Source organism: Burkholderia sp. 9775_39, assembly GCF_015712225.1.
Lineage (GTDB): Bacteria > Pseudomonadota > Gammaproteobacteria > Burkholderiales > Burkholderiaceae > Burkholderia > Burkholderia cenocepacia.
Genome location: NZ_JACCQC010000001.1, coordinates 100,861 through 125,879 on the forward strand (window position 1 = coordinate 100,861; position 25,019 = coordinate 125,879).

At 68.9% G+C, this 25,019-nt stretch carries 23 protein-coding genes; 14 read left to right on the forward strand and 9 right to left on the reverse strand.

What is annotated here, in order from left to right; all coding sequences use genetic code 11:
* Positions 1 to 9 precede the first annotated feature (9 nt).
* The 6 genes from H0X90_RS00370 (at position 10) to H0X90_RS00395 (ending at position 6,124) form a co-directional block, all read left to right on the forward strand.
* Complete coding sequence (locus H0X90_RS00370) at positions 10 to 1,605, forward strand: methionine--tRNA ligase (protein ID WP_006497873.1); 1,596 nt, start codon at positions 10 to 12, stop codon at positions 1,603 to 1,605.
* Positions 1,602 to 2,783 (forward strand): CaiB/BaiF CoA-transferase family protein, encoded by a 1,182-nt coding sequence (locus H0X90_RS00375; protein WP_006497874.1) that lies wholly within the window; start codon positions 1,602 to 1,604, stop codon positions 2,781 to 2,783. Before H0X90_RS00370 ends, H0X90_RS00375 begins: the two co-directional genes overlap by 4 nt.
* Positions 2,770 to 3,120, forward strand: a complete 351-nt coding sequence (locus H0X90_RS00380) for a cupin domain-containing protein (RefSeq protein ID WP_048988468.1) — start codon at positions 2,770 to 2,772, stop codon at positions 3,118 to 3,120. Before H0X90_RS00375 ends, H0X90_RS00380 begins: the two co-directional genes overlap by 14 nt.
* Positions 3,110 to 4,267: an FAD-binding oxidoreductase gene (locus H0X90_RS00385; protein ID WP_048988470.1), complete on the forward strand. Its 1,158-nt coding sequence runs from the start codon at positions 3,110 to 3,112 to the stop codon at positions 4,265 to 4,267. The genes H0X90_RS00380 and H0X90_RS00385 overlap by 11 nt, the downstream gene beginning before the upstream one ends.
* On the forward strand, positions 4,219 to 5,142 hold the full coding sequence (locus H0X90_RS00390) for an AEC family transporter (protein ID WP_034203818.1): 924 nt from the start codon (positions 4,219 to 4,221) through the stop codon (positions 5,140 to 5,142). The genes H0X90_RS00385 and H0X90_RS00390 overlap by 49 nt, the downstream gene beginning before the upstream one ends.
* Positions 5,143 to 5,212: 70 nt before the next feature.
* A complete protein-coding gene (locus H0X90_RS00395) occupies positions 5,213 to 6,124 on the forward strand; it encodes an amidohydrolase (RefSeq protein ID WP_034203819.1) in 912 nt (303 codons plus the stop codon).
* Between the two features lie 191 nt (positions 6,125 to 6,315).
* Here the strand turns inward: H0X90_RS00395 and dhaL are convergent, their stop codons facing one another.
* Both dhaL and H0X90_RS00405 read right to left on the reverse strand, forming a co-directional pair.
* A complete protein-coding gene (gene dhaL, locus H0X90_RS00400) occupies positions 6,316 to 8,016 on the reverse strand; it encodes a dihydroxyacetone kinase subunit DhaL (protein WP_059721484.1) in 1,701 nt (566 codons plus the stop codon).
* 258 nt (positions 8,017 to 8,274) lie between these two features.
* Complete coding sequence (locus H0X90_RS00405) at positions 8,275 to 9,402, reverse strand: sigma-54-dependent Fis family transcriptional regulator (RefSeq protein WP_077190521.1); 1,128 nt, start codon at positions 9,400 to 9,402, stop codon at positions 8,275 to 8,277.
* Between H0X90_RS00405 and H0X90_RS00410 the strand changes: the two genes are divergently transcribed.
* From H0X90_RS00410 to sfnG, 3 genes are all read left to right on the forward strand, one after another.
* Complete coding sequence (locus H0X90_RS00410; RefSeq protein ID WP_006490946.1) at positions 9,401 to 9,694, forward strand: hypothetical protein; 294 nt, start codon at positions 9,401 to 9,403, stop codon at positions 9,692 to 9,694. The genes H0X90_RS00405 and H0X90_RS00410 overlap by 2 nt on opposite strands.
* A gap of 185 nt (positions 9,695 to 9,879) precedes the next feature.
* Positions 9,880 to 10,440, forward strand: a complete 561-nt coding sequence (msuE, locus tag H0X90_RS00415) for an FMN reductase (protein ID WP_006490935.1) — start codon at positions 9,880 to 9,882, stop codon at positions 10,438 to 10,440.
* 37 nt (positions 10,441 to 10,477) lie between these two features.
* A complete protein-coding gene (gene sfnG / locus H0X90_RS00420) occupies positions 10,478 to 11,581 on the forward strand; it encodes a dimethylsulfone monooxygenase SfnG (protein ID WP_077190523.1) in 1,104 nt (367 codons plus the stop codon).
* Positions 11,582 to 11,650: 69 nt separating this feature from the next.
* Here sfnG and H0X90_RS00425 read toward each other — a convergent pair whose 3' ends face one another.
* Entirely contained in the window at positions 11,651 to 12,298 is a 648-nt protein-coding gene (locus H0X90_RS00425) for a LysE family translocator (protein WP_077190525.1), read from the reverse strand.
* A gap of 111 nt (positions 12,299 to 12,409) precedes the next feature.
* Between H0X90_RS00425 and H0X90_RS00430 the strand changes: the two genes are divergently transcribed.
* The gene (locus H0X90_RS00430; protein WP_006490930.1) at positions 12,410 to 13,258 is read left to right on the forward strand and encodes a LysR substrate-binding domain-containing protein; all 849 of its coding nucleotides are present in this window, start codon (positions 12,410 to 12,412) and stop codon (positions 13,256 to 13,258) included.
* Between the two features lie 20 nt (positions 13,259 to 13,278).
* Here the strand turns inward: H0X90_RS00430 and H0X90_RS00435 are convergent, their stop codons facing one another.
* Positions 13,279 to 14,169, reverse strand: a complete 891-nt coding sequence (locus tag H0X90_RS00435; RefSeq protein ID WP_006497880.1) for a LysR substrate-binding domain-containing protein — start codon at positions 14,167 to 14,169, stop codon at positions 13,279 to 13,281.
* Between the two features lie 153 nt (positions 14,170 to 14,322).
* Here H0X90_RS00435 and H0X90_RS00440 point away from each other — a divergent pair, with 153 nt between their 5' ends.
* Complete coding sequence (locus H0X90_RS00440) at positions 14,323 to 17,370, forward strand: FAD-binding and (Fe-S)-binding domain-containing protein (protein WP_077190527.1); 3,048 nt, start codon at positions 14,323 to 14,325, stop codon at positions 17,368 to 17,370.
* 85 nt (positions 17,371 to 17,455) lie between these two features.
* On the opposite strand, the gene H0X90_RS00445 is transcribed toward H0X90_RS00440, so the two are convergent.
* The 3 genes from H0X90_RS00445 to H0X90_RS00455 form a co-directional block, all read right to left on the reverse strand.
* Positions 17,456 to 17,758: a hypothetical protein gene (locus tag H0X90_RS00445; protein ID WP_006490931.1), complete on the reverse strand. Its 303-nt coding sequence runs from the start codon at positions 17,756 to 17,758 to the stop codon at positions 17,456 to 17,458.
* Positions 17,759 to 17,845: 87 nt separating this feature from the next.
* The gene (locus H0X90_RS00450; protein WP_059721482.1) at positions 17,846 to 19,000 is read right to left on the reverse strand and encodes a branched-chain amino acid ABC transporter substrate-binding protein; all 1,155 of its coding nucleotides are present in this window, start codon (positions 18,998 to 19,000) and stop codon (positions 17,846 to 17,848) included.
* A gap of 650 nt (positions 19,001 to 19,650) precedes the next feature.
* Positions 19,651 to 20,550, reverse strand: coding sequence for a DMT family transporter (locus H0X90_RS00455; RefSeq protein WP_077190528.1), 900 nt, complete (start codon positions 20,548 to 20,550; stop codon positions 19,651 to 19,653).
* 57 nt (positions 20,551 to 20,607) lie between these two features.
* Here H0X90_RS00455 and H0X90_RS00460 point away from each other — a divergent pair, with 57 nt between their 5' ends.
* The 3 genes from H0X90_RS00460 to H0X90_RS00470 all read left to right on the forward strand — a co-directional run bounded on the left by H0X90_RS00460 (position 20,608) and on the right by H0X90_RS00470 (position 22,974).
* The gene (locus H0X90_RS00460; RefSeq protein ID WP_077190530.1) at positions 20,608 to 21,585 is read left to right on the forward strand and encodes a LysR substrate-binding domain-containing protein; all 978 of its coding nucleotides are present in this window, start codon (positions 20,608 to 20,610) and stop codon (positions 21,583 to 21,585) included.
* Between the two features lie 198 nt (positions 21,586 to 21,783).
* Positions 21,784 to 22,449: a hypothetical protein gene (locus tag H0X90_RS00465; protein WP_006490963.1), complete on the forward strand. Its 666-nt coding sequence runs from the start codon at positions 21,784 to 21,786 to the stop codon at positions 22,447 to 22,449.
* A 57-nt stretch (positions 22,450 to 22,506) separates the two neighbouring features.
* Positions 22,507 to 22,974 carry a sodium:proline symporter gene (locus H0X90_RS00470; protein WP_077190532.1) on the forward strand — a complete coding sequence of 156 codons (468 nt, stop codon included), beginning with the start codon at positions 22,507 to 22,509 and terminating at the stop codon, positions 22,972 to 22,974.
* A 117-nt stretch (positions 22,975 to 23,091) separates the two neighbouring features.
* Here the strand turns inward: H0X90_RS00470 and H0X90_RS00475 are convergent, their stop codons facing one another.
* The gene (locus tag H0X90_RS00475) at positions 23,092 to 23,736 is read right to left on the reverse strand and encodes a glutathione S-transferase family protein (protein WP_077190534.1); all 645 of its coding nucleotides are present in this window, start codon (positions 23,734 to 23,736) and stop codon (positions 23,092 to 23,094) included.
* A gap of 102 nt (positions 23,737 to 23,838) precedes the next feature.
* On the reverse strand, positions 23,839 to 25,011 hold the full coding sequence (locus H0X90_RS00480) for a porin (RefSeq protein WP_077056913.1): 1,173 nt from the start codon (positions 25,009 to 25,011) through the stop codon (positions 23,839 to 23,841).
* Positions 25,012 to 25,019: the final 8 nt, after the last annotated feature.

Genomic DNA, 25,019 nt, shown 5'->3' on the forward strand with positions numbered 1-25,019 from the left:
GAGGCCATCATGCCGATCGACACGATCCGCGACCCGCGCCACTACCTGCTCGTCCCCGCGATGCCGGCGCCGAACGGGCGCCTGCACCTCGGTCATATCGCGGGCCCGTACCTGCGGCTCGACATGCTTGCGCGCCATCTGCGCAGCCGCGGCGAGGTCGCACGCATCGCATGCGCGAGCGACCCGTACGATTCCTACATCCCGCTGCGCGCCGGGCAGGCCGGCATCGACGCGGCGGCGCTCGCGCGGCAGAGCTGCGCGGGCATCGTCGACGATCTCGCCGCGATGAACATCGACGTCGATCTGTTCGTCGATCCGCTCGGCGATGCGCATCACGACGCGTACCTCGCCGCGCACGACGGGCTCGTCGCACGGCTGGCCGCGCAGCGGCGCGTGTCGACGGTGCGCGAACGCATGCCGTATTCGGCCGCGCGCGACGGTTACGTGACCGGCAGTTTTCTGCTGGGCCATTGCCCGCAGTGCGCGCGCGACGTGTCGGGATTTTTCTGCGAGGACTGCGGCGCGCATTTCCAGCCGGAAGACGTGCGCGAACCGTCGGCACGCTGGGGCGAGACGCTCGCGATGCGCGAGCAGGACAACCTGTTCTTCGACATCGCGGACCCGGCCGCGCTGGTCGCGCAACTGGTGGGCACCGAGACCGCGCCGGTGTTCGTCGATATCGCGCGCCGCCATCTGGCGCGCGACGGCGCGCGTTTCCGCCTGACGAGCCATGCCGGCTGGGGGTTGCCGTATGTGCTGGACGGCGAGCCGCGCACGCTGTTCGGGCACGGGCTGCTGTTCGGCGCGATCCGCTTCGTCGGCGATCTCTACGCGCGCAGGCACGGGCTGCGCGCCAACCCGTTCGATCGCGATTCGGACGTGATCACCGTCAACGGCTTCGGGATCGACAACTGCGTGTCGCATCTGGTCGGCATCCAGGCGATGGCGATGGCCGACGGCGTGTCGAAGCCGTTCGATCGTTTCGTGATCAATCATTTCTACACGCTGGAAGGGCGCAAGTTCTCGACGAGCCTGCGTTGGGCGATCTGGGTCGAGGATCTCGCGGCGCGCACGCGCGTGCCGGCCGATGCGGTGCGCGGCTTCGTCGCGTCGACCAATCCGGTTGCCGGGCGCACGGACTTCGATCGCGATGCGTTCTGCCGGTTCGTGAACGGGCCGTACGCGACGGTCCGGCGGCATGTGGCCGAGGCAATCGGCGGGCCGCTCGCCGCGCGCGTGCCGACCGACGAGACGGTGCGGGCAGCGGAGGCGGCGTGGCGCGACGCGCAGCGCGCGATGGATTTCGCGACGTTCGACCCGACGGCGATGGCCGGCATCGTCGAGCGCTGGAGCGCGCGCTTCGACGGCGCGCGCGCGGCCGGCGACCTGTACGGCTGGACCAAGGGTTTCGCGCTGCTCGCGTGGCCGTTGATGCCGGCGCTCGCGCAGACCGCGTGGCGGGCGCTCGGCTTGCGCGGCGAGCCGAACGCGGGCGACTTCGCACGGTTGTCGTCGCCGGTCGTCACGCCGCTGGCGAACTTCGACCCGGTTACGCCGGGAGATCTGGCGGCGGTCCTGCCGCCCGGCATGCGGGAGGTCGCATGATGGAAGGCGCACTCGAAGGATTGCTGATCGTCGACCTGACGCGCGTGCTGGCCGGCCCGTTCTGCACGATGCTGCTGGCCGATCACGGTGCGCGCGTGATCAAGGTCGAACGGCCGTCGACCGGCGATGATGCACGCGCGTACGGCCCGTGGTACGGCGGCAAGTCCGCGTATTTCGCGTCGCTCAACCGCGGCAAGGAGAGCATCGCGCTCGACCTGAAGGATCCGTCCGATCGCCGCGTGCTCGACGCGCTGCTCGAGAAGGCCGACGTCGTCACCGAGAATTTCCGGCCCGGTACGATGGCGCGCATCGGCTACGACTGGGACACGCTGCACGCGCGTTTCCCGCGCCTGATCTACGGCAGCGCGTCGGGGTTCGGCCATACCGGGCCATTTCGCGATCACCGTGCATACGACATGATCGTCCAGGGGCTCGGCGGGATCATGAGCGTGACGGGCGAGCCCGGGCGCATGCCCGTGCGGGTCGGGCCGTCGATCGGCGATCTGGCGGCCGGCCTGTTCCTGACGACCGGGCTGCTGATGGCGCTCGTGCGGCGCGGGCGCACCGGGCAGGGCTCGAAGGTCGACATCGGCATGTTCGACTGCCAGCTCGCGCTGATGGAATATTTCATCGGCCGTTACTTCGCGACCGGCGAGGTCACGGGGCCGGTCGGCAGCTATCGGCCGGCGATCGCGCCGCCGTTCGGCGTCTACCGCGCGGCGGACGGCCCGCTCATCATCGCGGCCGGCAACGACAAGCTGTTCCGGCTGCTGTGCGACGCGCTCGGCGTGCCGGCGCTCGCGGCCGATCCGCGCTTCGCGGGCGGCGAGGCGCGCAAGGATCACGAGGCCGAACTCGAACGCACGCTCAACGGGCTGCTGGCGGCGCACGGCGTCGCGGCCTGGTGCGAGCGGTTCGCGCGCGCGGGCCTGCCGGCCGGCCCGATCAACCGGGTCGACCAGGCCGTCGTCCATCCGCAGACGGCCGCGCGCAACATGCTGATCGACGTCGACGATCCCGACGTCGGTCCATACCGGCTGGTCGGGACGCCGATCAAGATCTCGGGCTGCCCCGACCCGGCCACGCGCCGGGCCGCGCCGGCGCTCGATCGCGACCGCGACGCGATTCTCGCGGAACTGGGCCTCGTCGGCGAGGAGGTGCACGATGAACGCGCGTAAGTTTCCGCACGTCGGCGCGCTGCCGCCGGAGTCCCATGTGCCGGGCGTCGTGTTGCGCCAGGCCGATTTCGCCGGGCTCGGCGACGGCGAGATTCCGTTTCGCGGCGGCCTGTTTACGGTCGAGCCGAACTGCACGTCGCGGCTGGACGTTCACGCGGTACGCGAATGCTGGATGATCGCGCAGGGCAGCGGCCGGCTGACCTACGACGGCGAACCCGTGCGCGTGCAGGCCGGCGACGTGCTGTATTTCGAATCGCACCGCTCGCACCAGGTGCAGAACGACGGCGCGACGCCGCTCGTGATCAGCACCGTCTGGTGGCAGGCCGATGCGGTTTGATCTCGCGATCATCGGCGCAGGCGTGACGGGGGCGACGATCGCGCACGTCGCGGCTCGGCATGCGGGCGCGCTGCGCATCGCCGTGTTCGATGCGCGGCCGGCCGTGCAGACGGCCACGGCCCTGTCGGCCGGCGTGGTTACGCCGTTCTGCGGCAGCGGCGCGCGGCGCGCGCGATCGCTGGTCGCGCACGCGTACTACGGTGCGTGGGCACGGGCCGGATGCTGCGTGCGCGCCGCGCCGTTCACCTTCGTTGCGGACGCACCCGATGCGGGTGGTCCGTTGCTCGCGCCGCCGGTGGCCGACGATCCGCCGGACCCCGGCGCCACACCACTCGTTGCGCTGCCGGCCGGCGCGCGCCTGTGGCGCGGCGGCCGCGCGTGGCTGGTCGACGTGCCGCGGCTGGTCGCGCACTACCTGACGGGCGCGCGCACCGTCGAGCGCTTCGATGCGCCGGTCACGCACGTGACGCGCGATGCCGGCGGCTGGACCGTCGTCGCCCCCGGCGTGACGCTGCGCGCCGACCGGCTCATCCGTGCCAGCGGCCCGTGGCCGGCCATCGACGGCGAAGCCGGCGTCGACGCGGGAACCGACATCGTCACGAAGAAGATCGTCGCGTTCGATGTCGACGGCCGCGGCTTGCCGCCGCCGGCGGATGCGCCGGTCGTCTACCTGCCCGACGCGCAGGCCTTTCTCGCCCCGGTGCATGCGCGGCGCGGCTGGCTGCTGAGCATCACGTCGCACGCGTGGGGCTGCGCCGCCGGCGCACGCGTCGCGCCGAGCGCCGACGAGCGCGCGCTCGCGCACGCGTTGCTCGATCGTCATTTCCCCGGCTTGCGCGATGCCCATCTCGCCGCGCGTACGGCGGTCGACGGGTACACGGCCGACCGCAATCCGCGGGTCGCGCCAATCGGTCGCGACGGCTGCGCGGTGGCCGGCGCGTCGGGCTCCGGCGTGCGCTTCGCGCCGGCCCTCGCGTACGAGGCGCTCGCCGCCGTCGGGTTGCCGTTCGAACCCGATGCCGCGACGACCGCACCCGAGCCACCGCCTTGCCACCGGGCAGACAAACCCGCTGCTTCCCTCACCGAATCCGTCCAACCATGCATACCGAACTCGCCTGGGTCGCCGTCGCACCCGCCTTCGCCCTGATCTGCATCGGCATCGCCGTGCGCCGCCTCGCGCTGGTCGATGCGGCGTTCTGGCCGTCCGCCGAAAAGCTCACCCACTACGTGCTGTTTCCCGCCTTCCTCGTGCATTCGATCGGTCTGGCCGGCCCGCTCGACGCGTCGTCGAAGTCGACGATCGTGCTGCTGACTGGGCTCACGCTCGCGGTGCTGGCCGCCGTCGTGCTCGGCTGCCGATGGTGCGCGGTGCCGCACGCATCGTTCACGTCGATCGTCCAGGGCTCGATCCGCTTCAACAGCTACATCTTCCTGTCGGTCGCGTCGGGGCTGCTGAGCCGCGCGGATTACGGGATCGCGGCGGTCGTCGTCGCGTACATGGTCGCGATCTCGAATACGCTCGTGCTGTTGTCGTTCGAACATGGCCAGGCCGGCGGCCGCGGGCTCGTGCGGATCGTCGGCAAGGTGGCGGCGAATCCGCTGATCGTCGCGAGCGCGTTCGGGGTCGTGCTGAACCTGACCGGCTGGCGTCTGCCCGCCGCCGTGGATCAGACCGTCGACGTGCTCGGCGGCGCCGCGCTGCCGTTGAGCCTGATCTGCGTGGGCGCCGCGCTGCGGCTGCCGCTGCCGCGCAAGGAGGCGGCACTGGTGCGCGCGGGGCTCGTGACCACCGCGATCCGGCTGGTCGGCTTTCCGCTGCTCGCGCTGACCGCGACCAAGGCATTCGCCGTGACGCCGTTGTCCGGGAACCTGATCCTGCTCTATTCGGTGCTGCCGTGCGCGAGCAACTCGTACGTGCTGTCCACGCAGTACGGCGGCAACCATCGGCTGATGGCGTTCGTCGTCGCGCTGTCGACGGTGCTGTCGTTCGTCCCGATATTCCTCGTCGCGCGCACGATGTAGGCTGATGCGCCGCCTCGCGGCCGGCGGGGCCGCGCCGTTCACCCTCAATCGAAAAAAACAGGAGACACCCATGATTTCGAGGCGGTCGTTCAACCGCGCACTCGCCGGCATCGCGATGGCCGAGGTGCTGGGCGGATGCGCCGGCGCGACGCCGGATCGGCGGACGGTTACCGGCGTCGACGCGCACGCGCACGTGTTCCTGAAGTCGCTGCCGCTCGTGCCGGGCCATCGCTACACGATCGCGTACGACGCGTCGCTCGACCAGTACCTCGCGATGCTCGACCGGCACGGCATGTCGAATGGCGTGCTGATCCAGCCGAGCTTTCTGGGCACCGACAACCGCTATCTGCTTGCCGCGCTGCGCGCGCAACCCGCGCGTTTGCGCGGCATCGTCGTGATCGATCCCGCGCGCGATGCGGAGCAGGTTGCCGCATGGACGCCGCTCGGCGTGCGCGGCATCCGGCTGAACCTGATCGGCGAACGCGATCCGGATTTCGCGGACGCGGCGTGGCGCACGCTGTTTCCGCTGCTGCGCGCGCATGGCTGGCAAGTCGAGCTGCATGCGGAGGCCGCCCGGTTGCCGGCGCTGATGCCGCCGCTGCTCGACGCGGGCGTCGACGTCTCGCTCGACCATTTCGGCCGGCCCGATCCGCGGCTCGGGATCGACGATCCCGGCTTCCGCTATCTGTTGACGACGGCGACGAGCAAGCGCGTGTGGGTCAAGGTGTCGGGCGCCTACCGGAACGACCGCGCCGATCGCTGGCAGGCGTCCGGGCTGGCGGCGATGCGCGCGCTGCGCGATGCGTTCGGTACGCAGCGGCTCGTGTGGGGTAGCGACTGGCCGCATGTCGGATACGAGAAGGCCGTCGACGATGCGCTCGCGTACTGGTATCTGGCGACGCTGCTGCCGGACGAGGCCGGACGCAGACAGGTACTGGTCGATACGCCGGCGGCGCTGTACCGGTTCGACGGGAACGGGTGAGCGGGTAGGCGGCACGCATGTGCATGGCGAAAGCGCGGCCATCCGCCGTGCGCGACGCGACCATGAACCTGACGACGGCTTCCGCCATGCCGGTCCGGCCGCCGATGGGCCGCGCGGCCCGCGTGCCGTTCTCTCTCGTGTCGGGGCGGAAGAACGCGCGCACGCCAGGCTGACGCGCGCGCCGCCACCGTTCAGCGCACGTGCGGCAGCAACGCCCGCAACCAGTACGACACGGCCACCGCCCCGCCATCCGGCGTGCCGATCGCGCGCTCGCCGAGATAGCTGGCCCGTCCCGCGCGCGGCGTCATGCGCGCCGTATCCTCCGCGCCTCGCTCGGCCGCTTCCACGGCCGCCGTCCAGGCACTCGCGGGATCGCGATCGCCGTCGAGCGCACGGCTGAATGCATCGACGGCCGGCACCAGCGCATCGAGCATCGTCCGGTCGCCTGCCTGCGCGCCGCCGAGTTCGCCGATCGCATCGACCGCCGCGCGGAATGCCGCGGCCCAGTCGCGCGGCGACGGCTCGGCGAGATCGGCCAGCCGGCGCGACGCGCGCAGCAGCGCGGTCGCATAGAACGGCCCGGAGCTGCCGGCGATCGCGCGGCGCAACGCGGCGCCGAGCGCCGCGAGCGCACCGGACGGCGTGCCGTACGCGGTGTCGGGTAGTTCGAGAATCGCGTGCGCGGCGCGCCGCATGCTCGCGCCGAGATCGCCGTCGCCGGCTGCCGCATCGAGATCCGTCAGCATCTGCTCGTGATCGATCAGCGTCTGCGCCACGGCGTGCAGCGCCGGTTGCAGGCGCGCGGCCCATGCGCGGCCGGCCGCATCGAGCGGCGGCGGCGGCGCGTCCTGCGACGCGGCCGCGGCCACGCGAATCCGCGTGTTCACGAGGCCGCCGCCCGGCCACGCGCGCGCCTGCGTCGGCGCGTCGAGCAGCGCTGCGCGTTCGTCGTTCAGCCGCAGCACCGAGATCGAGCAGCCCGGCATGTTCAGCGCGGACAGGAACGTGCCGGCCCACGCGCGCGCGACGACGATGCCGCGCCGGCTCAGGTTGTCGAACGCGGCGCGCAGCACGATCGCGAGTTCCATGTCCGGCGTCGCGCCGAGACCGTTGACGAACAGCGCGACGCGTTCGTCGCGGTCGAGCACGAGATCGGCGACGATGCTCGACAGCAGCGTATCGGCCAGCGCATCGGCCGGCAGCGGCGCGCGGCGCTCGACGCCTTTCTCGCCGTGGATGCCGAGGCCCAGCTCGATCTCGTGATCGGCGAGGCTGAAGCCCGATTTGTCGGCGCCCGGGATCGTGCAGCCGTCGAGCGCGACGCCCATCGTGCCGAGCTCGGCCGCCGCGTCGCGCGCGATGCTCGCGACGCGGGCCAGCGGCAGCCCGCGCGCGGCGGCGGCGCCCGCGAGCTTGTGGATCAGCACGGTGCCGGCGATCCCGCGTCGCTGGCCGCGCTCGACGCGGCCGCGCAGCGACACGTCGTCGGCGACGATGACGGTTTCGACCGGAATGCCTTCCGCACGCGCAAGCTCGGCGGCGAGCCCGAAATTGAGCCGGTCGCCGGTGTAGTTCTTCACGATCAGCAGCGCGCCGTTCGGGCCGGCGCTCGCGCGGATCGCGGCGAGCACGGCGTCGGTCGACGGCGACGTGAACACTTCGCCGCACACGGCCGCGCTCAGCATCCCTTCGCCGACATAGCCGCCGTGCGCGGGTTCGTGGCCGCTGCCGCCGCCGGACAGGACCGCGACCGGCCGCTGCGACGGCTCGGGCAGCGGCTGGCGGACGAGCACGTGCTCGTCGCCGAGGATCGCGAGATGCGGCGATTGTCGCGCGATGCCTTCCAGCATTTCTCGCACGACGTCGGACGGGCGGTTCACAAGCTTTTTCATGGCGAAGGATTCCGGACGGGTGAACGGGGCTCGGCCGGGCGCGCACGGGCGCCGGACGGCTTTCGTGTTGCGGAGCATCGTGCGCGAGCCGTTGCCTGTCGCAGCCGATCGCATGACCGACGACCGGTGCGGGGCGGGCAACGAAGCGTACGCTTCGCGCCACGATACATCAGGTTCGGACGTTGCGGCGCGGATCGCGGCGCGATGGCGTCATGGCGCCGGGGCGGAACGGCGGCGTGCGCCGGGAGCCGGGCGCCGCTACTTCAGCGCGGTGATCGCCTTCGCGCGAATCAGCCGCGCGCGCAGCACGTTGCGGCTGATGCCGAGCAACTGCGCGGCCCGGATCTGGTTGCGATGGCTGAATTCGAACGCGACGCGCATGACCGTGTCCTCGATGTGCTCGAAGAGATTGCCGTGCCCGTCGTCGAACAGGTCGCGCAGCGCGTGTTCGAGCGCCGCCTGTGCGTCGGCGGACGAATGGGCCGCGGGCGCGGCGATGGTCGGCGGACACGGCGGCGCGATGTGCAGGTCAGTGTCCTGCAGCGTGTCGTGGCAGCTCACGAGCAGCGCGTGATGGATCACGTTCTCCAGTTCGCGGATATTGCCGGGCCAGTCGTGTGCGTGGAGCCGGCGCTCGGCGCGCGGATCGAGGCGGTGTGGCCCGCCGCCGAGCCGGTCGCGGTAAACGTCGAAGAAGTGCCGCGCGAGCGGCAGGATGTCGCCCGGCCGCTCGCGCAGCGGCGGGACCGCGAGCTGGACGACGTTGAGCCGGTAGAACAGGTCGCCGCGAAACTGTCTGGCCGCGACCGCCTGCTGCAAGTCGACGTTGGTCGCCGCGACCACACGCACGTCGACCGGAATGCCCGTGCGCGAACCGAGCCGCACGACCTCGCGTTCCTGCAGCACGCGCAGCAGCTTGACCTGCATCGCGAGCGGCAAGTCGCCGATTTCGTCGAGAAACAGCGTGCCGCCGTTCGCGGCTTCGAACCAGCCGGGCTTCGCGCTCAACGCGCCCGTAAACGCGCCTTTTTCGTGGCCGAACAGTTCGCTGTCGACGAGCGTTTCGGAGAATGCGCCGCAGTTCACCGCGACGAACGGTCCGTCGCGACGGGCGCCGAGCGCGTGCACGCGGCGGGCGATCAGTTCCTTGCCAGTGCCCGTCTCGCCGACGATCAGCACGTTCGCGTCGCTCGGCGCGACGCGGCGAACCTGTTCGAGCAGCGCGAGCGAACGCGGGTCGGCGAACACCTGCGCCTGCGCGCGGGACGGTGCGTGACGTTCGGGCAGCGCGAGCACCGGCGCCGCGGCCTGCCGTGCAGCCGGGTCGCGCGATGCGGCGACGATACGAAGATTGAGCGGGCGTGGCGATGCGGAAATCGAAGTCATGGCGATGAACCGTTGGATGGCCGGGCCGAGCGCGCCCGTGCCGGCGGGCGCCGCGGTCCGGCTGCTGCGTGGTCAGCAGAGTGTTGAACGTTTCGCCGCGCGCGAAAAGCATCGATTTCTGATAACCAAAGTGCGATTGCTGCGGAACCCGCAATGGCGCGGCAGAGCGGCGGTGCCGCGACGTCGAGACGTCGAATTCGACGCTATCGCGCGTGATGCGTTGCTGCCTGATCAGCAGCACATCAGCAGACCCGCTGCATCCCGTTCATCGCGTCGCGGAATATCGATGTGACACGCGCGTCGCAACGCTTGCCAGCATCGCGCATTTGGCGGCGCGCCAGTGCCGGCGGGCGATGACAAGAAATTTCGTTATCCGGACGAGATTTCTTTCGCGCATCCATGCCGATGGCACGCTCCTTGCTGACCCGAACCGGTATCGCCGCATCGACACGCGGCTTCACCACGGGAACGCATTGCATGAGCCACACCCTCAACGTCGTCGCGATATCGGGCAGCCTGCAGCGGCCGTCGCGCACGCTGGCGCTGACCGACGCGATCGTCACGGCGCTGGGCGCCGCGCTGCCGATCGAGACGCGGCTGATCGAACTCGGCGAGATCGGCAGCCGGCTGGCCGGCGCGCTGACGCGTGCGCAGGTACCGGCCGATCTCGACGCGCTGATCCGCACGATCGAGACGGCCGATGCGCTGGTCGTCGCGAGCCCGGTGTATCGCGCGTCGTACACGGGCCTCTTCAAGCACCTGTTCGATCTCGTGCGCCACGACGCACTCGTCGACGTGCCGGTGCTGCTCGCGGCTACCGGCGGCAGCGAGCGGCATGCGCTCGTGATCGACCATCAACTGCGCCCGCTGTTCAGCTTCTTCCAGGCGCGCACGCTGCCGATCGGCGTGTACGCGTCCGAAAGCGATTTCGACCAGTACCAGATCGCCAGTGCGGCGTTGCGCGAGCGCATCGCGCTCGCCGTGGACCGCGCGGTGCCGCAACTGCGCGCGCCCGCGCCTTCCGTCGCGGCCGCGTAAGCCGCTTTTTCGTTTCCCCTTCGACCAGGACACCTTCATGAGCCTTCCCGACCCTTCCGCCGACGGCGTCAAATTCGCGTACTGGGTGCCGAACGTCAGCGGCGGCCTCGTCGTCAGCACGATCGAGCAGCGCACCGACTGGAGCCTCGAGTACAACCAGACACTCGCGCGCACGGCCGAGGCGGCCGGCTTCGACTACGCGCTGAGCCAGATCCGCTTCACGGCCGGCTACGGCGCCGAATACCAGCACGAGTCGGTGTCGTTCAGCCAGGCGCTGCTGCATGCGACGACGAAGCTCAAGGTGCTCGCCGCGATCCTGCCGGGGCCTTGGCATCCGGCCGTGGTCGCGAAACAGCTCGCGACGATCGACCACATCTCGAACGGGCGCATCGCGATCAACGTCGTGAGCGGCTGGTTCAAGGGCGAATTCACCGCGATCGGCGAGCCGTGGCTCGAGCACGACGAACGCTATCGGCGCTCGAAGGAATTCATCCAGGCGCTCAAGGGTATCTGGACCCAGGACAACTTCACGTTCAAGGGCGATTTCTATCGCTTCAACGATTACACGCTGAGCCCGAAGCCGGTGCAGAAGCCGCATCCGGAAATCTTCCAGGGCGGCAGCTCGCGCGCGGCGCGCGACAACGCGGCGAGCGTGTCCGACTGGTATTTCACGAACGGCAATACGCCGGAGAACCTGAAGCCGCAGATCGACGACATCCGCGCGAAGGCGGCCGCGAACAACCATCGCGTGCGGATCGGTGTCAACGCGTTCGTGATCGCGCGCGACACCGAGGAAGAAGCGCAGGCCGTGCTCGACGACATCATCCGGCATGCGCACGTCGAGGCCGTGCACGCGTTCGGCGATGCGGTGAAGCAGGCCGGCAAGGCGTCGCCCGAAGGCGAGGGCAACTGGGCGAAGTCGACGTTCGAGGATCTGGTGCAGTACAACGACGGCTTCCGCACGAACCTGATCGGCACGCCGCAGCAGATCGCCGAGCGGATCGTCGCCCTGAAGGCAATCGGCGTCGATCTCGTGCTGGCCGGGTTCCTGCACTTCATCGAGGAAGTCGAATACTTCGGCAAGCGCGTGCTGCCGCTCGTGCGCGAACTGGAGGCGCAGCGGCAGGCCATCGCCGCGTGACGCTTACGCTGCTTGTCCGCCGCACGCGCGCGGCCCGCGACCGTGCGGGAGCGTGCGGCGGCGTGACGCTCACGCGACGCCCGCGAGCTTCGATGCTTCGATCACCATCTGCACGCCGAGGCTGCCGAGGATGATGCCCATCACCCAGCGCTGCGCGAGCAGCAGCGCCGGGCGGCCGTGCAGGAACGTCGCCAGGCTGCCCGAGCAGATCGCCACCAGCCCGTTGGCCGACGCGAATGCGGCGATCAGCAGCGAGCCGAGAAACAGCGACTGGCCGAACACGCTGCCTTGGCCGTAGTCGATGAACTGCGGCAGCAGCGACACGAACAGCATCGCGAGCTTCGGGTTCAGCACGCTGGTCGTCGCGCCCATCGCGAGCAGCCGCAGCGGCTGCTCGTTCGGCAGCGTCTTCACCTCGAACGGCGAGCGGCCGCCGGGCCGCACCGCCTGCCATGCGAGGTACAGCAGATAGGTCGCCCCGACCGCGCCCAGCACGCTGCCCGCATAGGGCACGCTCATGAACAGCGTCGTGATGCCGAACGCCGCGGCGAACATGTAGAACAGGTAGCCGATCATCACGCCGGCGAGCGAAATGAGTCCGGCCGCCCGCCCTTGCGCGATCGAGCGCGACATCACGTAGACCATGTTCGGCCCCGGCGTCACCGCGAGCATGCCGCCGATGACGAGAAACCCGTAGAGCGATCCGGACGTATGCATGTTTTCTGCTTCCTGCATCGAGTGAGTGCCGACGGAATGCATTGTCCGGCGATGGAGATGAACAGTAAAACGGGATAAACTGAATCGATTGATCAGTTTTTCTGAATCGACATGAAGAAGCTCGACCTCGATGTGCTCGCGATGGTGGTCGCCGTCGCGGATTCCGGATCGTTCGCGCAGGGCGCGCAGGCCGTGCATCGGTCGCCGTCGGCGGTGAGCATGCAGATCAGGACGCTGGAAGACGCGCTCGGCAAGCCGCTGTTCATCCGCGACACGCGCAACGTGACGGCGACCGACGACGGCAGGATGCTCGCCGACTACGGCCGCCGGATGCTCGCGATGCGCGACGAGGCGTGGGCGTCGGTCGTGCGCCCGGAGATCCGCGGCCGTGTGACGATCGGCGTGCCCGACGACTACATCTCGTCGCTGCTGCCGCAGGTGCTCGGCAAGTTCGCCGCGATGCATCCGCGTGTGGAAGTGCGCGTGATCGGCCAGCCGAGCAGCGCGCTCGTGCCGATGCTGAAGGACAACACGGTCGACCTCGCGTGCCTGACCCGCGTCAAGGGCGTGTCCGGCGAGCTGATCCGGCTCGAACCGATCGTCTGGACCGGATCGGCGAAGCGCAACGTGTGGGAAGAGCGGCCGCTGCCGGTTGCGCTGTTCTCGCACGGCAGCATGGCGCGCGATCATGCGATCAAGGCGCTGAACCGGCGGAAGATTCCGTACCGGATGTCATACGAAAGCCCGAGCTTTCTCGGGCTGCTCAGCATGGTCGAGGCCGGCCTCGCCATCGCGCCGCTCGCGCGCTGCTGCGTGCCCGATCACCTGTTGCAGCTGTCGGAGAGCCACGGGCTGCCGTCACTCGGCGAACTCGAGGTCGTGCTCGCGCGCAGCGCGCAGTCTGCGCGCCCGCCGTGCGACTACCTGGCCGAGCAGATCCTCGGCGAGTGGCGTGCCTGAAGCCCGCTACGGGCGGCACGTCAGCACGACGTCAGCAGCCATTCGCGGAACGCGACGAGCGACGGCAGCGTCTCGTTGCCCGGCGGATAGACGAGGTAATAGCTGCGCTGGCTGGTGATCGCGTCACCGATCGAGTCGAGTTCGCCGCGGCTCAATTCATCCTCCACCAGCACCTTCGGCACCAGCCCGATCCCCATTCCGGCGCGCACGGCCTGGATCAGGTGCGACGTCAGCTCGAAACTCGGACCGATCCGCATCTGGCGATGATCGAGCCGATAGTGCGAGAACCACTCGGCCCAGGCCTGCTGATTGCTCGTCACGCCCAGCAGCGTCTGCTTCGCCGCCCATGCCGGCGTGCGCGCGTCGGCCTTGCGGCGGCCGCCGGTGTCGGGCGGCGCGATCGCGATCAGGAACTCGTTGTACAGCCGGTGCGCGTGCAGGCCCGGCCAGTCACCCGCGCCGACGGTGATCGCCGCGTCGAGGTCGTCGTTGAGGAAATCGAGCGCGCCGATCCGCGAATGAAGGTGCACGGTCACGCCCGGATGCGCGGCGTAGAAGCCGTGCAGGTGCGGCAGCAGCCATTTCGACCCGAACGTCGGCAGGGTGGCCAGCCGCAGCGTGCCGGCGCCGGCTTGATGCGACATCGCCTGCAGCGTCGCGCCGCGAATGCGCCCGAGCGCGCCGCTCAGCTCGGCGAAGTAGCGGCGGCCGACTTCGGTGAGCTTGACGGAACGGCCTTCACGCCGGAACAGCGGCACGCCGAGCTGATCCTCGAGCGTCTGGACCTGCCGGCTGATCGCGCTCTGGCTCAGCGACAGCTCGTCGGCCGCGCGCGTATAGCTTTCATGCCGGGCGGCGGCCTCGAACACGAGCAGCAGCGACATCGACGGGGTGAGGCGACGGTAATTCATGAGTTTTATGCAAGCTTCGCCGGATAAGAATTCGTTTGTTTCTGACGGAATATCCAAAGATACTGGAATTCCCGGTCGAGCGGAAACTTGCCAAAAAATCATGTTTTGGCGTGCGCGAACCGGCCGGCCCCACCCACATTGCGCCTTTGCCCCATGTCGATCGTCCCGTTGCCCCGTCCCGCCAGCCCGTCCACGACCGTTTACCGCGATTTTCTCGTCGCGCTGCAGGCCGCCGGCTTCGCCGGGGAAATCCGCGCGGACCACGCGAACCGGACCGTGCAGGCCACCGACAACTCGATCTACCAGCGCCTGCCGCAAGCGGTGATCTGCCCCGCGCACGCGGATGACGTCCAGCTGCTGGCCCGGCTGCTGGCCGAGCCCGCGCACCGCGACGTCGCGGTGGCCGCGCGCGGCGGCGGCACCGGCACCAACGGGCAGTCGCTGACCGACGGCATCGTCGTCGACCTGTCGCGCAACATGAACCGGATCCTCGAAATCAATGCGCAAGCGCGCTGGGTGCGCGTGGAGGCGGGCGTCGTCAAGGATCAGCTCAATGCGGCGCTGAAGCCGCACGGGCTGTTCTTCGCGCCGGAGCTGTCCACGTCGAACCGCGCGACCGTCGGCGGGATGATCAACACCGACGCGAGCGGGCAGGGCAGCTGCACGTACGGCAAGACGCGCGACCACGTGCTCGAACTCGATTTCGTGCTGATGGGCGGCGAGCGGCTGCACAGCGACGCGCTCGACGAAGCAGAACTGGAGCGCCGCTGCGCGCGGCAGGACCGCGTCGGCAAGGTATATCGCACCGCGCGGCGCATCCGCGACGACAAGGCCGCGTTGATCGACGCGAAGTTTCCGAAACTCAACCGCTGCCTGACCGGCTACGACCTCGCGCACCTGCGCGAAGCGGACGGCCGCTTCAACCTGAACAGCGTACTGTGCGGCGCGGAAGGGTCGCTCGGCTTCGTCGTCGAGGCGAAGCTCAACGTGCTGCCGATCCCGAAGTTTTCGGTGCTGGTCAACGTGCGTTACGCGGGCTTCATGGACGCGCTGCGCGACGCGCGCGCGCTGCTCGAACACCGGCCGCTGTCGATCGAGACGGTCGACTCGAAGGTGCTGATGCTCGCGATGAAGGACTTCGTGTGGAGCAGCGTGGCCGAGTATTTCCCGCAGGACGACGCGCGTCCGACGCTCGGCATCAACCTGATCGAATTCAGCGGCGACGACGAACACGACGTCGATGCGCAGGTGCGCGCGTTCGTCGAGCATCTGCGCACCGATACGAGCGTGGAGCGTCTCGGCCATACGCTGGCGGCCGGCGACGATGCGGTGAAGCGCGTGTATGCGATGCGCAAGCGCGCGGTCGGCCTGCTCGGCAACGTGCAGGGCGAAGCGCGTCCGCAACCGTTCGTCGAGGACACCGCGGTGCCGCCGGAGAACCTCGCCGCGTACATCGCCGAATTTCGCGCGCTGCTCGACGGCCACGGGCTGCAGTACGGGATGTTCGGCCACGTCGACGCGGGCGTGCTGCACGTGCGCCCGGCGCTCGACATGAAGGACCCGAAGCAGGCGGCGCTGGTGCGGCCGGTGTCGGATGCGGTGGCCGAACTCACGCAGCGTCACGGCGGCCTGCTGTGGGGCGAGCACGGCAAGGGCGTGCGCTCCGAATATGCGCCGGCGTTTTTCGGCGAGCTGTATCCGTCGCTGCAGCAGTTGAAGGCCGCGTTCGATCCGCACAACCAGTTCAACCCGGGCAAGATCGCGACGCCGCCGGCCCCCACGCTGCGGCTGCTGAAGATCGACGAGGTGCCGACGCGCGGCGACCACGACCGGCAGATCGACGAGCGCGTGTGGCAGAGCTACGGCACCGCGATGCATTGCAACGGCAACGGTGCGTGCTACAACTTCGATCCCGACGACGCGATGTGCCCGTCGTGGAAGGCGACGCGCGAACGCGTGCAGTCGCCGAAGGGGCGCGCGTCGCTGATGCGCGAATGGTTGCGCCTGCAAGGGCAGGCCGGCGTCGACGTCGTCGCGACGGCGCGCACGCGGCAGCCGTTGCTGCGCGGTCTGGCCGAGCGCTGGCGCAACAGCCGCAACGCGCGTCATCGCGACGCGGATTTCTCGCACGAGGTGTACGACGCGATGGCCGGATGTCTTGCATGCAAATCGTGCGCGGGGCAGTGCCCGGTCAAGGTGAACGTGCCCGAGTTTCGCTCGCGCTTTCTTGAGCTGTATCACCAGCGCTACCTGCGACCGCTGCGCGATTACCTGATCGGCTCGCTCGAATTCACGATGCCGTGGATGGCGCGCGTGCCCGCGCTGTACAACGGGTTGATGGGCGCCGGCTGGGTAAGGACGCTGCTCGAGCGCCAGGTCGGCATGGTCGACAGCCCGCTGCTGAGCCGCTTCGATCTCGCGGCCGTGATCCGCGCATGGAACGTGAAGCCGGCCGATCCGCATGCGCTCGCCGCACTGAGCGAGGCGCAGCGCGCGCGCAGCGTCGTCATCGTGCAGGACACGTTCACGCGCTATTTCGATACCGAGCAACTGGCGACGCTGATCGAGCTGGCGGCGCGCGTCGGTTTCCAGGTGTGGCTCGCGCCGCTCGCGCCGAACGGCAAGGCGCTGCACGTGCAGGGCTTTCTTCACGCATTCGCGAAGGCGGCGATCCGCAACGCGACGCAACTGGCCGCACTGGCGCGCTCGGGCGTCGCGCTGGTCGGTCTCGATCCGGCGATGACGCTGACGTATCGGCAGGAATACCTGAAGGTGACGGGACTCACCGATGTGCCGACCGTCGCGCTGCCGCAGGAGTGGCTGCTGGGCGCGTTGCCGGAAGCCGGTGCGGGCAGGGCGACGGTTTCATATCGGTTGCTGCCGCACTGCACCGAGAAGACCAATGCGCCGGACAGCGGCAAGCAATGGGCGCAGGTGTTCGCGCGTCGCGGGTTGCGCTTGCAGGTTCAGGCGACCGGGTGTTGCGGGATGTCGGGCACGTACGGGCACGAGGCGCGTAATCTCGCGACGTCGAAGACGATCTATGCGCAGTCGTGGGCCGCGCACGTCGACGGGCCGGAGCAGGAGGGCGAGGCGCTGGCGACCGGGTATTCGTGTCGCAGCCAGGTGAAACGCCTGTCGTCGAAGCAGGTGCGCCATCCGTTGCAGGCGCTGCTCGATCATGTGCGCGCGGTAGGGTGATGCGGTAGCGGTGCGGCCCGTCAGGGCACGTCGATCGCGCGTCGAGCGGCCGTCCCCGTGCCGCTTTCGACCTGGCCGGCGGGGGTCAGGCGTCGGCTTTCGCCGCTTTCCGCGGACGCGGTTTTTCCGCGGCGGGAAACACGCCGACGCCGCGCGGCCGTTTCGGCTCGATCCGCATTTGCCGGATCACGCGCCGGAAGTCGATCTCGTGCGCGGCCAGCGTGCCGATCAGTTTCGCGATGACCGCGAGGTGGGAAGGGACGGTGCCCTTGCTCGAATAGTTGGTGATCGAACTTTCGTTCATCCGGATCAGGCGGGCGAACTCGCGCGCCGTCAACTGCGCCTTCTTCAACTCCTGTTGGAATTCCGCATACGCCATTGCACACATGATGCTTCGTCTCCGTGAATCAGAATCCGGCCCGCGCGGCGCCGGCGCCGACGGGTGGCGTTCCCGTCGTGCCGACGCCGCGTCGGGTTACATCTTCACCTGGTCGAGGAAGGTCTTCTTGCCGCTCTTGTAGCCGTAGATCGAGATGATCCCGTGCGTCAGGTCGCCCTTCGCGTCGAACGTCGTCGTGCCGATCACGCCGTCGTACTTGGTCGCCGGCATCGCCGCGAGGATCTTCGCCGGGTCCGTCGAATTCGCGCGCTTCATCGCGTCGACCGCGATATAGACCGCGTCATACGCGAACGGCGCATCGAACTTGATGCCCTGGTTGAAGCGCTTCTGGTACTTCGCGAGGAAGTCCGCGCCGCCCGGCATCTTCTCGAGCGCAGCGCCTGCCTGCGAGCACAGCACGTTGTCGGCCGCCGGGCCGGCCAACTCGGCCAGCGAGTCGGTGCACACGCCGTCGCCGGACAGGATCTTCGCGCGCAGGCCGAGCTGCTTCGCCTGCTTCGCGAGCGGGCCGCCGGTGGCGTCCATGCCGCCGTACATGATCGCGTCGGGGTTCTCGCCCTTGATCTTCGTCAGGATCGCGCGGAAGTCGACCGCCTTGTCGTTGGTCGCGTCGTGCGACAGCACCTTCAGGCCGAGCGCCTTCGCCTTCTTCTCGAATTCGTTCGCGAGGCCCTGGCCGTACGCGGTCGAATCGTCGATCACCGCGACGCTCTTCACGCCCTTCGACTGCGCATAGCTCGCGAGCGCCGGGCCCTGCTGCGCGTCGGTCGCGACGACGCGGTAGGTCGTTTTGAAGCCTTGCTGCGTGTAGGTCGGGTTCGTGGCCGACGGCGAGATCTGCACGATGCCCGCGTCGCTGTAGATCTTCGACGCCGGGATCGACGTGCCCGAGTTCAGGTGGCCGATCACGGCGACGACCTTGTCGTCGACCAGCTTCTGCGCCACCTGCGTGGCCTGGCGCGGGTCGGCCGCGTCATCCTGCGCGTCGAGTTGCAGCGTGACTTTCTTGCCGCCGATCGTCAGGCCCTTCGCATTGATTTCCTCGACCGCGAGGCGCGCGCCGTTCTCGTTGTCCTTGCCGAGGTGCGAGATGCCACCCGTCGTCGGTTCGACGCTGCCGATCTTCACGACCTGGTCGGCCAGCGCGGTCGACGCGGCCGCGAACGCGGCGGCGGCCAGTGCAACGGTGATCAGGGGTTTGCAGCGCATGCCGACAGTGCTTCGTTCCATCTGCCATCTCCGAATTGAATGTCTTTCTATTGACGTCTCGACCGGCCGGCTGCGGGGCCGGGGCGATCGGACGAGTCTCCATACCCTCACGGGCTTCACTTGCATCGCGCCGGGCCGCATGACGTGCCGCCCGGGCGAGCGGGCAGGCCGGTACCCGACGCGGTGCAATTCATATGAATATATCTGAAGCCGGTTTTGCGCGCTGCGGCGAATCCCGTAGCGGGCCGGCGCGACACGGGTCGGCGCCGGAGATCGAAGATGCCGGATGCCGGAAATCGTGCGCTGCGGCGGCCCGAAGGCTGCGATTCGCTGTCGTCGGCCTTACGGCCGCATCCATTATTCGGCCGGTCGCCGGGGCGAAGCCATGGACACTGACGCGCGGTCAATCGGGAACTGTTCGGTCGATTTGTCTGCACAGTTTGGTCACGCGAGAATCGTGTACCCGGTTTCATCCGTCGTGCCGCATCGAGCGCGATCTCCGTTTTTATGCAACTAACGGTCAGGTTCGGCGCGCGCCCACGAGTGGGTGCCGATTCCACGGGCCGAACCGTTCATCCGGATCGGCAGAAGCCGAGGCGTTTTGGGACCGGCTCGCTTCTGCCGTCGGATCGTCGCGTCAGCCGCGCAATTCGCTGCCGGCTCGACTTCAGCTAGGCACGTCCGCGCAACGCGACGACGATCACTCCCGCAATCGCGAGCAGGCCGCCGCACGCCGTCGCGATGCCCGGCCGCTCGCCCGTCAGCACCACCGACAGGAGCGTCGCGACCGCCGGCGTCAGGTAGAGAAAGCTGGCCGCGCGCGCCGCGCCGAAGTAGCCGAGCGCGAAGGTCCAGGTGGCGTAACCGAGCGCGGCGGGAAAGACACCGAGTACGACGACGGCCAGCGCCGTATCGCGCGATCCGCCGCCGAGCGACACGAGCGCGCCGGGCAGCCAGGGCGCGAGCGGGACCGCGCCGGCCAGCAGCGTGTACGCGGTGCATGGCAGCGCGCCGTACACGGGGATCAGCCGCCGCTGCAGCACGAAATAGCTGGCCGAACACAGCGCCGCGCCGAGGATCAGCGTGCTTCCCGAGCCCAGGACGAGGCCGCCGGGCTGCCCTTGCGCGATCACCGCGATGCCGGCCAGGCTGACCAGCGAACCGAGCCAGCCCCAGCGATTGAAGCGCTCGCGCAGGAACACGGCGGCCAGCAACGCGGTGAAGATCGGCAGCGTGTTCACGATGAAACTCGCGGCGCCGGCCGACACGGTCTGTTCGCCGGTATTGAGCAGCGCGTTGTAGAGTGCGATGCCGAGCAGGCCGCACGCGAGAAAGCGCCACGCATCGGCTTTCGTCGGCCGCGGTGGCCGTCGCCACGCGAGCCATGCGATCACGACCAACGCGGCGGTCGCGAAGCGCGCCGCCGCGAGCTGCAGCGGTGCGAGGCCGTGCAGGCCGATGCGGATGAACGGGAACGCGGACGCCCACGAGACGATCGTGAACGCAACCGCGGCTGCCGCGACGAGCGGTTGTCGCGCGCTGCGCGACGTCGGTGACGAAACGGTATTCATGCGGCAATGGTGCGGTGTGCCGAGATGCTAAGCTAGCGCACAGATCAACACCCGGATATGAATATGGCTCACAGCTCGGACGCGCGGCGCGCCGGCGGTCCGGCGCGGGTGCGCCAGATGGCCGGCGGGCTGGCGGCCGCCGCGTCGATGCCGGTCCCGCGGCCGCCGCTCGCGAGCCTGGAGACGGTCTGCACGGTGGCGCGCGAAGGGTCGTTTCTCGCGGCTGCCGACGTCTCCGGCGTCACGCACGGTGCGATCAGCCGACGGGTGGCCGCCGTCGAAAACTGGCTCGGGATGGCGCTGTTCGAGCGGCATGCGCGCGGCGTGCGCCTGACGCCGGACGGGCAGCGCTTCGTCGGCCGGATCGAGCAGGCGTTCGCGATCATCGACAGCGCGGCCGATCAGTGGCGTTCGCCGCGCACGCCGCGACTCGTCCGGATGAGTGTGGTGCCCGCATTCGCGCAGCTGTGGCTGTTCGAGCGGCAACCCGCGCTCGAAAGCGAAGCGCCCGCGCTGCGCATCGAACTCGGCATCGAGCTGCGCAACGTGGATATCGCCGGCGGCGAAGCGGATCTGTCGATCCGTTACGGTCGCGGCAACTGGCGTCAGCTCGAAACCCGCCAGTTCATGCCGGAACGGCTGTATCCGGTCGCGCATCCGCGGCTCGCCGCGCAACTGGCAAGGATGCGCCGAGGAACAGGCGACGCGGCGCTGCTCGACATGCCGTTGCTGCACGATTCCGACGTGACCGGCTGGCGTACGTGGTTCGATGCGCTCGGCATTCCGTTCAAGCCGCGTGCGCAGGATCGCCGGTTCGAGGATTACAACCTCGTGCTGGCGGCCGCCGAAGCCGGGCTCGGCGTGGCGCTCGCGCGCACGCCGCTTGCTGATGCGTATCTGCAGCGCAGCGCACTCGTGCGCGTGAGCCGTCACGAGGTCGATTCGCTGCTCAGCTATCACTTCGTGCATGCGAAGGGCGAGAATCGGCCGGAGGTCCTCGCGTTGATGGAGCGCATGGTGAAGGCGCTGCGGTAGCGCGTCCGTTGCGGTTCGCGCAGGCGGGCGCCGCGGCCCGCGTGTCCCGTTCGTTCTGCCGCTACCGCCAAATCGTTACAATGCAGCCGCGGAAAACGGCGAGATTGCCGGAGTGAGGCAGAATCGCGCCTTTGGCCAGCGGATGGGCCAATCACCAACCATTGCAGTACGGGTTCAAATTTGCACAAAAGGGAACCGATGAATAGACCAGACAAATCGTCGAAGGCGCGTGCGGCGCTGGATCAGCTTTTTTCCGGCCTGGCGCCTGCGGACGCGAAGCGCGAATCGCCGCGTCCGGGCAATCCGTTCGAAGCGGACGACGAGGTGTCGAGCGCATCCGGCGGTCGCGGCGGGGTGGAAGTCACGCTGTCGACCCGCATCCAGCTGCGCGGTTATCCGAGCGCCGACGCGTTCATGAAGCGCATGGCCGAAGCGTGGGGCCTCGAGTGGGGCACCTACGACAGCGTCCGTGCGGTGGCGACGCTACCCGCCGGATGGCGCTCGCGCCGGCTTCCGGAAGTCACGCAGATCGTCGACGAGCGCGACGTGCTGCGCGCGGAGAGCAGCCTGCAGGGCGGCGAGATGTCGTATCTGAAGGTGCATCCGCGCTACTACATCGATGCGCGCAAGCGTTTCGGCTGGAGCAAGTCGTCGAAGGCATCCGACGATCCGGATCTCGACGGCCCGGACTGGAACTGCTTCGTGATGGATCGGGAAAAGTCCATCGAACTGCACGAACTGACGACGTCGTCGTTGAAGGCCGACATCGACAATGCGCGGGCGACGCTGCTGAAATGGCTGGACGAGCACTATCCGAAACATCGTGATCCGTTCGCGTACTGGTCGGACTGTGAAGGGGCGTAAGCCATATTGCATGGCGGCCGCCTCGATCCGTCGACTCGTTCGCCACGAGGGCGACCATTGAAACGAGCGAGTGCGGTCCCGATTCTCTGCGCGGCGGTTGGCGCGGCGATCGCATCGACCGTCATCGAGTTGCTGCTCTGGGCGATGAGCGGCGATGACGCCGTCCGGAACCTGTTGCGCGACGCGCGCCTCACGGCCGCGATCGTGATGGGGCCGCGCGTGCTCGGTGCGCCCGGCGGGTTCGATCCGCTGGTCATGGGCGTGGCGACGCTCGTGCATGCGGTGCTTTCGGTGGCCTATGCGGCCGTGCTGGTACGTGTCATCCGGCGCCTGTCGTTCGGGCCCGCGTTACTCGCCGGCGGCGTGTTCGGGCTCCTTCTGTACGGCGTGAACCTGTACGGGTTCACGACGATCTTTCCGTGGTTCATCGCGGTTCGCGACACGATCACGCTGATCGCTCATCTGATGTTCGGGATCACGGCGGCGGCCGTTTATTGCGTTGCCCAGCGCCACGCTACGCGCTGATCCCGGCATCGACCGCCGCGGGCGTCAGCCATCTTCATCGGTGTCCCGACCTGCCGAAGCGAGAGGCGGGAAATCAGGCAGTACGCGACATGCCGATGCGACCGGCCTCGCACCCGCTCAGTCGAGCTTGCCGCGCAGCTCGTCGAACGGGATCATCATGTGCGCGCGATACGCAGGCCGCGCCTTCAATCGTTCATACCACGCCGTGACGTGCGGCACGTCGGGTCGCGCGATATCGAGCTCGAAATACCGGTAGAGGTGCGTGCCGACCGCGATGTCGGCGAGCGTGATCGCGTCGCCCGCGAGAAACGGCTGCCCGGCCAGCACGGTGTCGAGCAGCCGGAAATACTGCGCGCATTGCGCGATGCTCTGTTCGACGCGCACGGTGTCGCGTTGCTCGGGCGGCGTGCGGTAGTAGCCGCGGAACACGCCGTTGAGGAACGCCGGCTGCAGGGTCGTCTGCGCCCAGTCCATCCAGCGGTCGGCGCGCGACTGCTCGGCGGGATCGTCGCGCCAGAAGCCCGGGCGCCCGTGACGCGCGGCGAGGTAGCGCAGGATGCTGTGCGATTCCCAGACGACGGTTCCGTCGTCGTCGATCACCGGGATGCGCCCGTGCGGGTTCATCGCGAGGAAGTCGGGCGTATCGAGCACGCCGAACCCGCCGCCGGCCGGTACGTGCCGATGCGGGAGCGCGAGCTCGTCGACGAGCCACATCACCTTCTGGACATTGAACGCGTTGCGTCGTCCCCATACCGTCAGCATCGCGGGCTCCCTGTGTCGTGACGAACGTGAAGATGGACAGTGTAAACGCAGCAGGCGCGCCTCGTGGTGCGCGCCTGCGGCGATCGTCGTGCGCCGGGACGATCAGAACTTGTGGCGGATGCCGACGATCGCGAGCTCCTGCGTATCGGTGCCGGAGTTCACGCCGTACGCGCCGACCGATGCGGCGGCCTTCACGGTCGCGCCGCTCGCGTCGAGCGTGTTGCCGCTCGCCTTCTGGTAGCCGAACAGCGCATACAGGTCGGTGCGCTTCGACAGCGCGTAGTCCGCGCCGAGGTTGACCTGGTTGTAGTGCGCGGAAGCCGGGCCCGTCAGCGACGTGTAGTTGTAGCCGACGCCCGCGCGCAGCGCCGGCGTGAACTGCCAGTTGAAGAACGCCGAGCCGTTGTTGAACTTCGCGTTCCGGTTGAACGCCGACAGCGTGTCCGCGCCGTATTGCGTGTTCGAGTACGCGAGGCCGAAGGTCGCCGGCCCGGCGACGTACTGGCCGGCCGCGCGCACGATCTGGATCGACTTCGCGCTCGAGAAGCCCTGGTTGATCACGGTGTTGAACAGCGTGTCGGAGCTGCTCGACCACGTCCGCACGCCATTGGCGAGCGTCGTGCCGCCGTTCGCGTAGAAGTAGCCGGCGCCGAGCGACAGCGGGCCGTTCGCGTAGCTCGCGCCGAAGCTGTACGTGCGGCCGCTGCCGGTCGCGCCCGCGACGCCGCCGAAGCCGTACAGCGCGGCGAACTGGAAGCCGGAGATCAGCGGGCTCGTGTATTTCACCGAGTTGCTGACGCGCAGGCTGTTGTCGTAGTTGTCGAGGTCGCCCGGCGTCGCGAACACGCCGCCGAAGTAGTTGTCTTCGGTGAGGCCCTGTACGAGATCGACGATCGGATCGTACTGGCGGCCGAGCGTCACGGTGCCGTAGGTGCTGCTCGCGAGGCCGACGACGGCCTTGCGGCCGAATTCGCGCTGGCCCTGGCCGAGCGCGCCGGTGCCGATGTTGAAGCCGTTCTCGAGCTGGAACAGCGCGGACAGGCCGCTGCCGAGATCCTCGATGCCGCGCAGTCCCCAGCGGCTGCCCGACAGGTTGCCGCTGCCGAACTTGACGAGGTTCGACGCGTTGCTGCCGTTCGCGTTCTGCGCGTTGTGGACGTACGCGATGCCCGCGTCGGCGATGCCGTACAACGTGACGCTGCTTTGTGCGTGGGCGCCCGCGACGAAGAGCGCGGCCGGCAGCGCGAGCAACGCGAATGACCGGATCTGTTTCATTGTTGAAT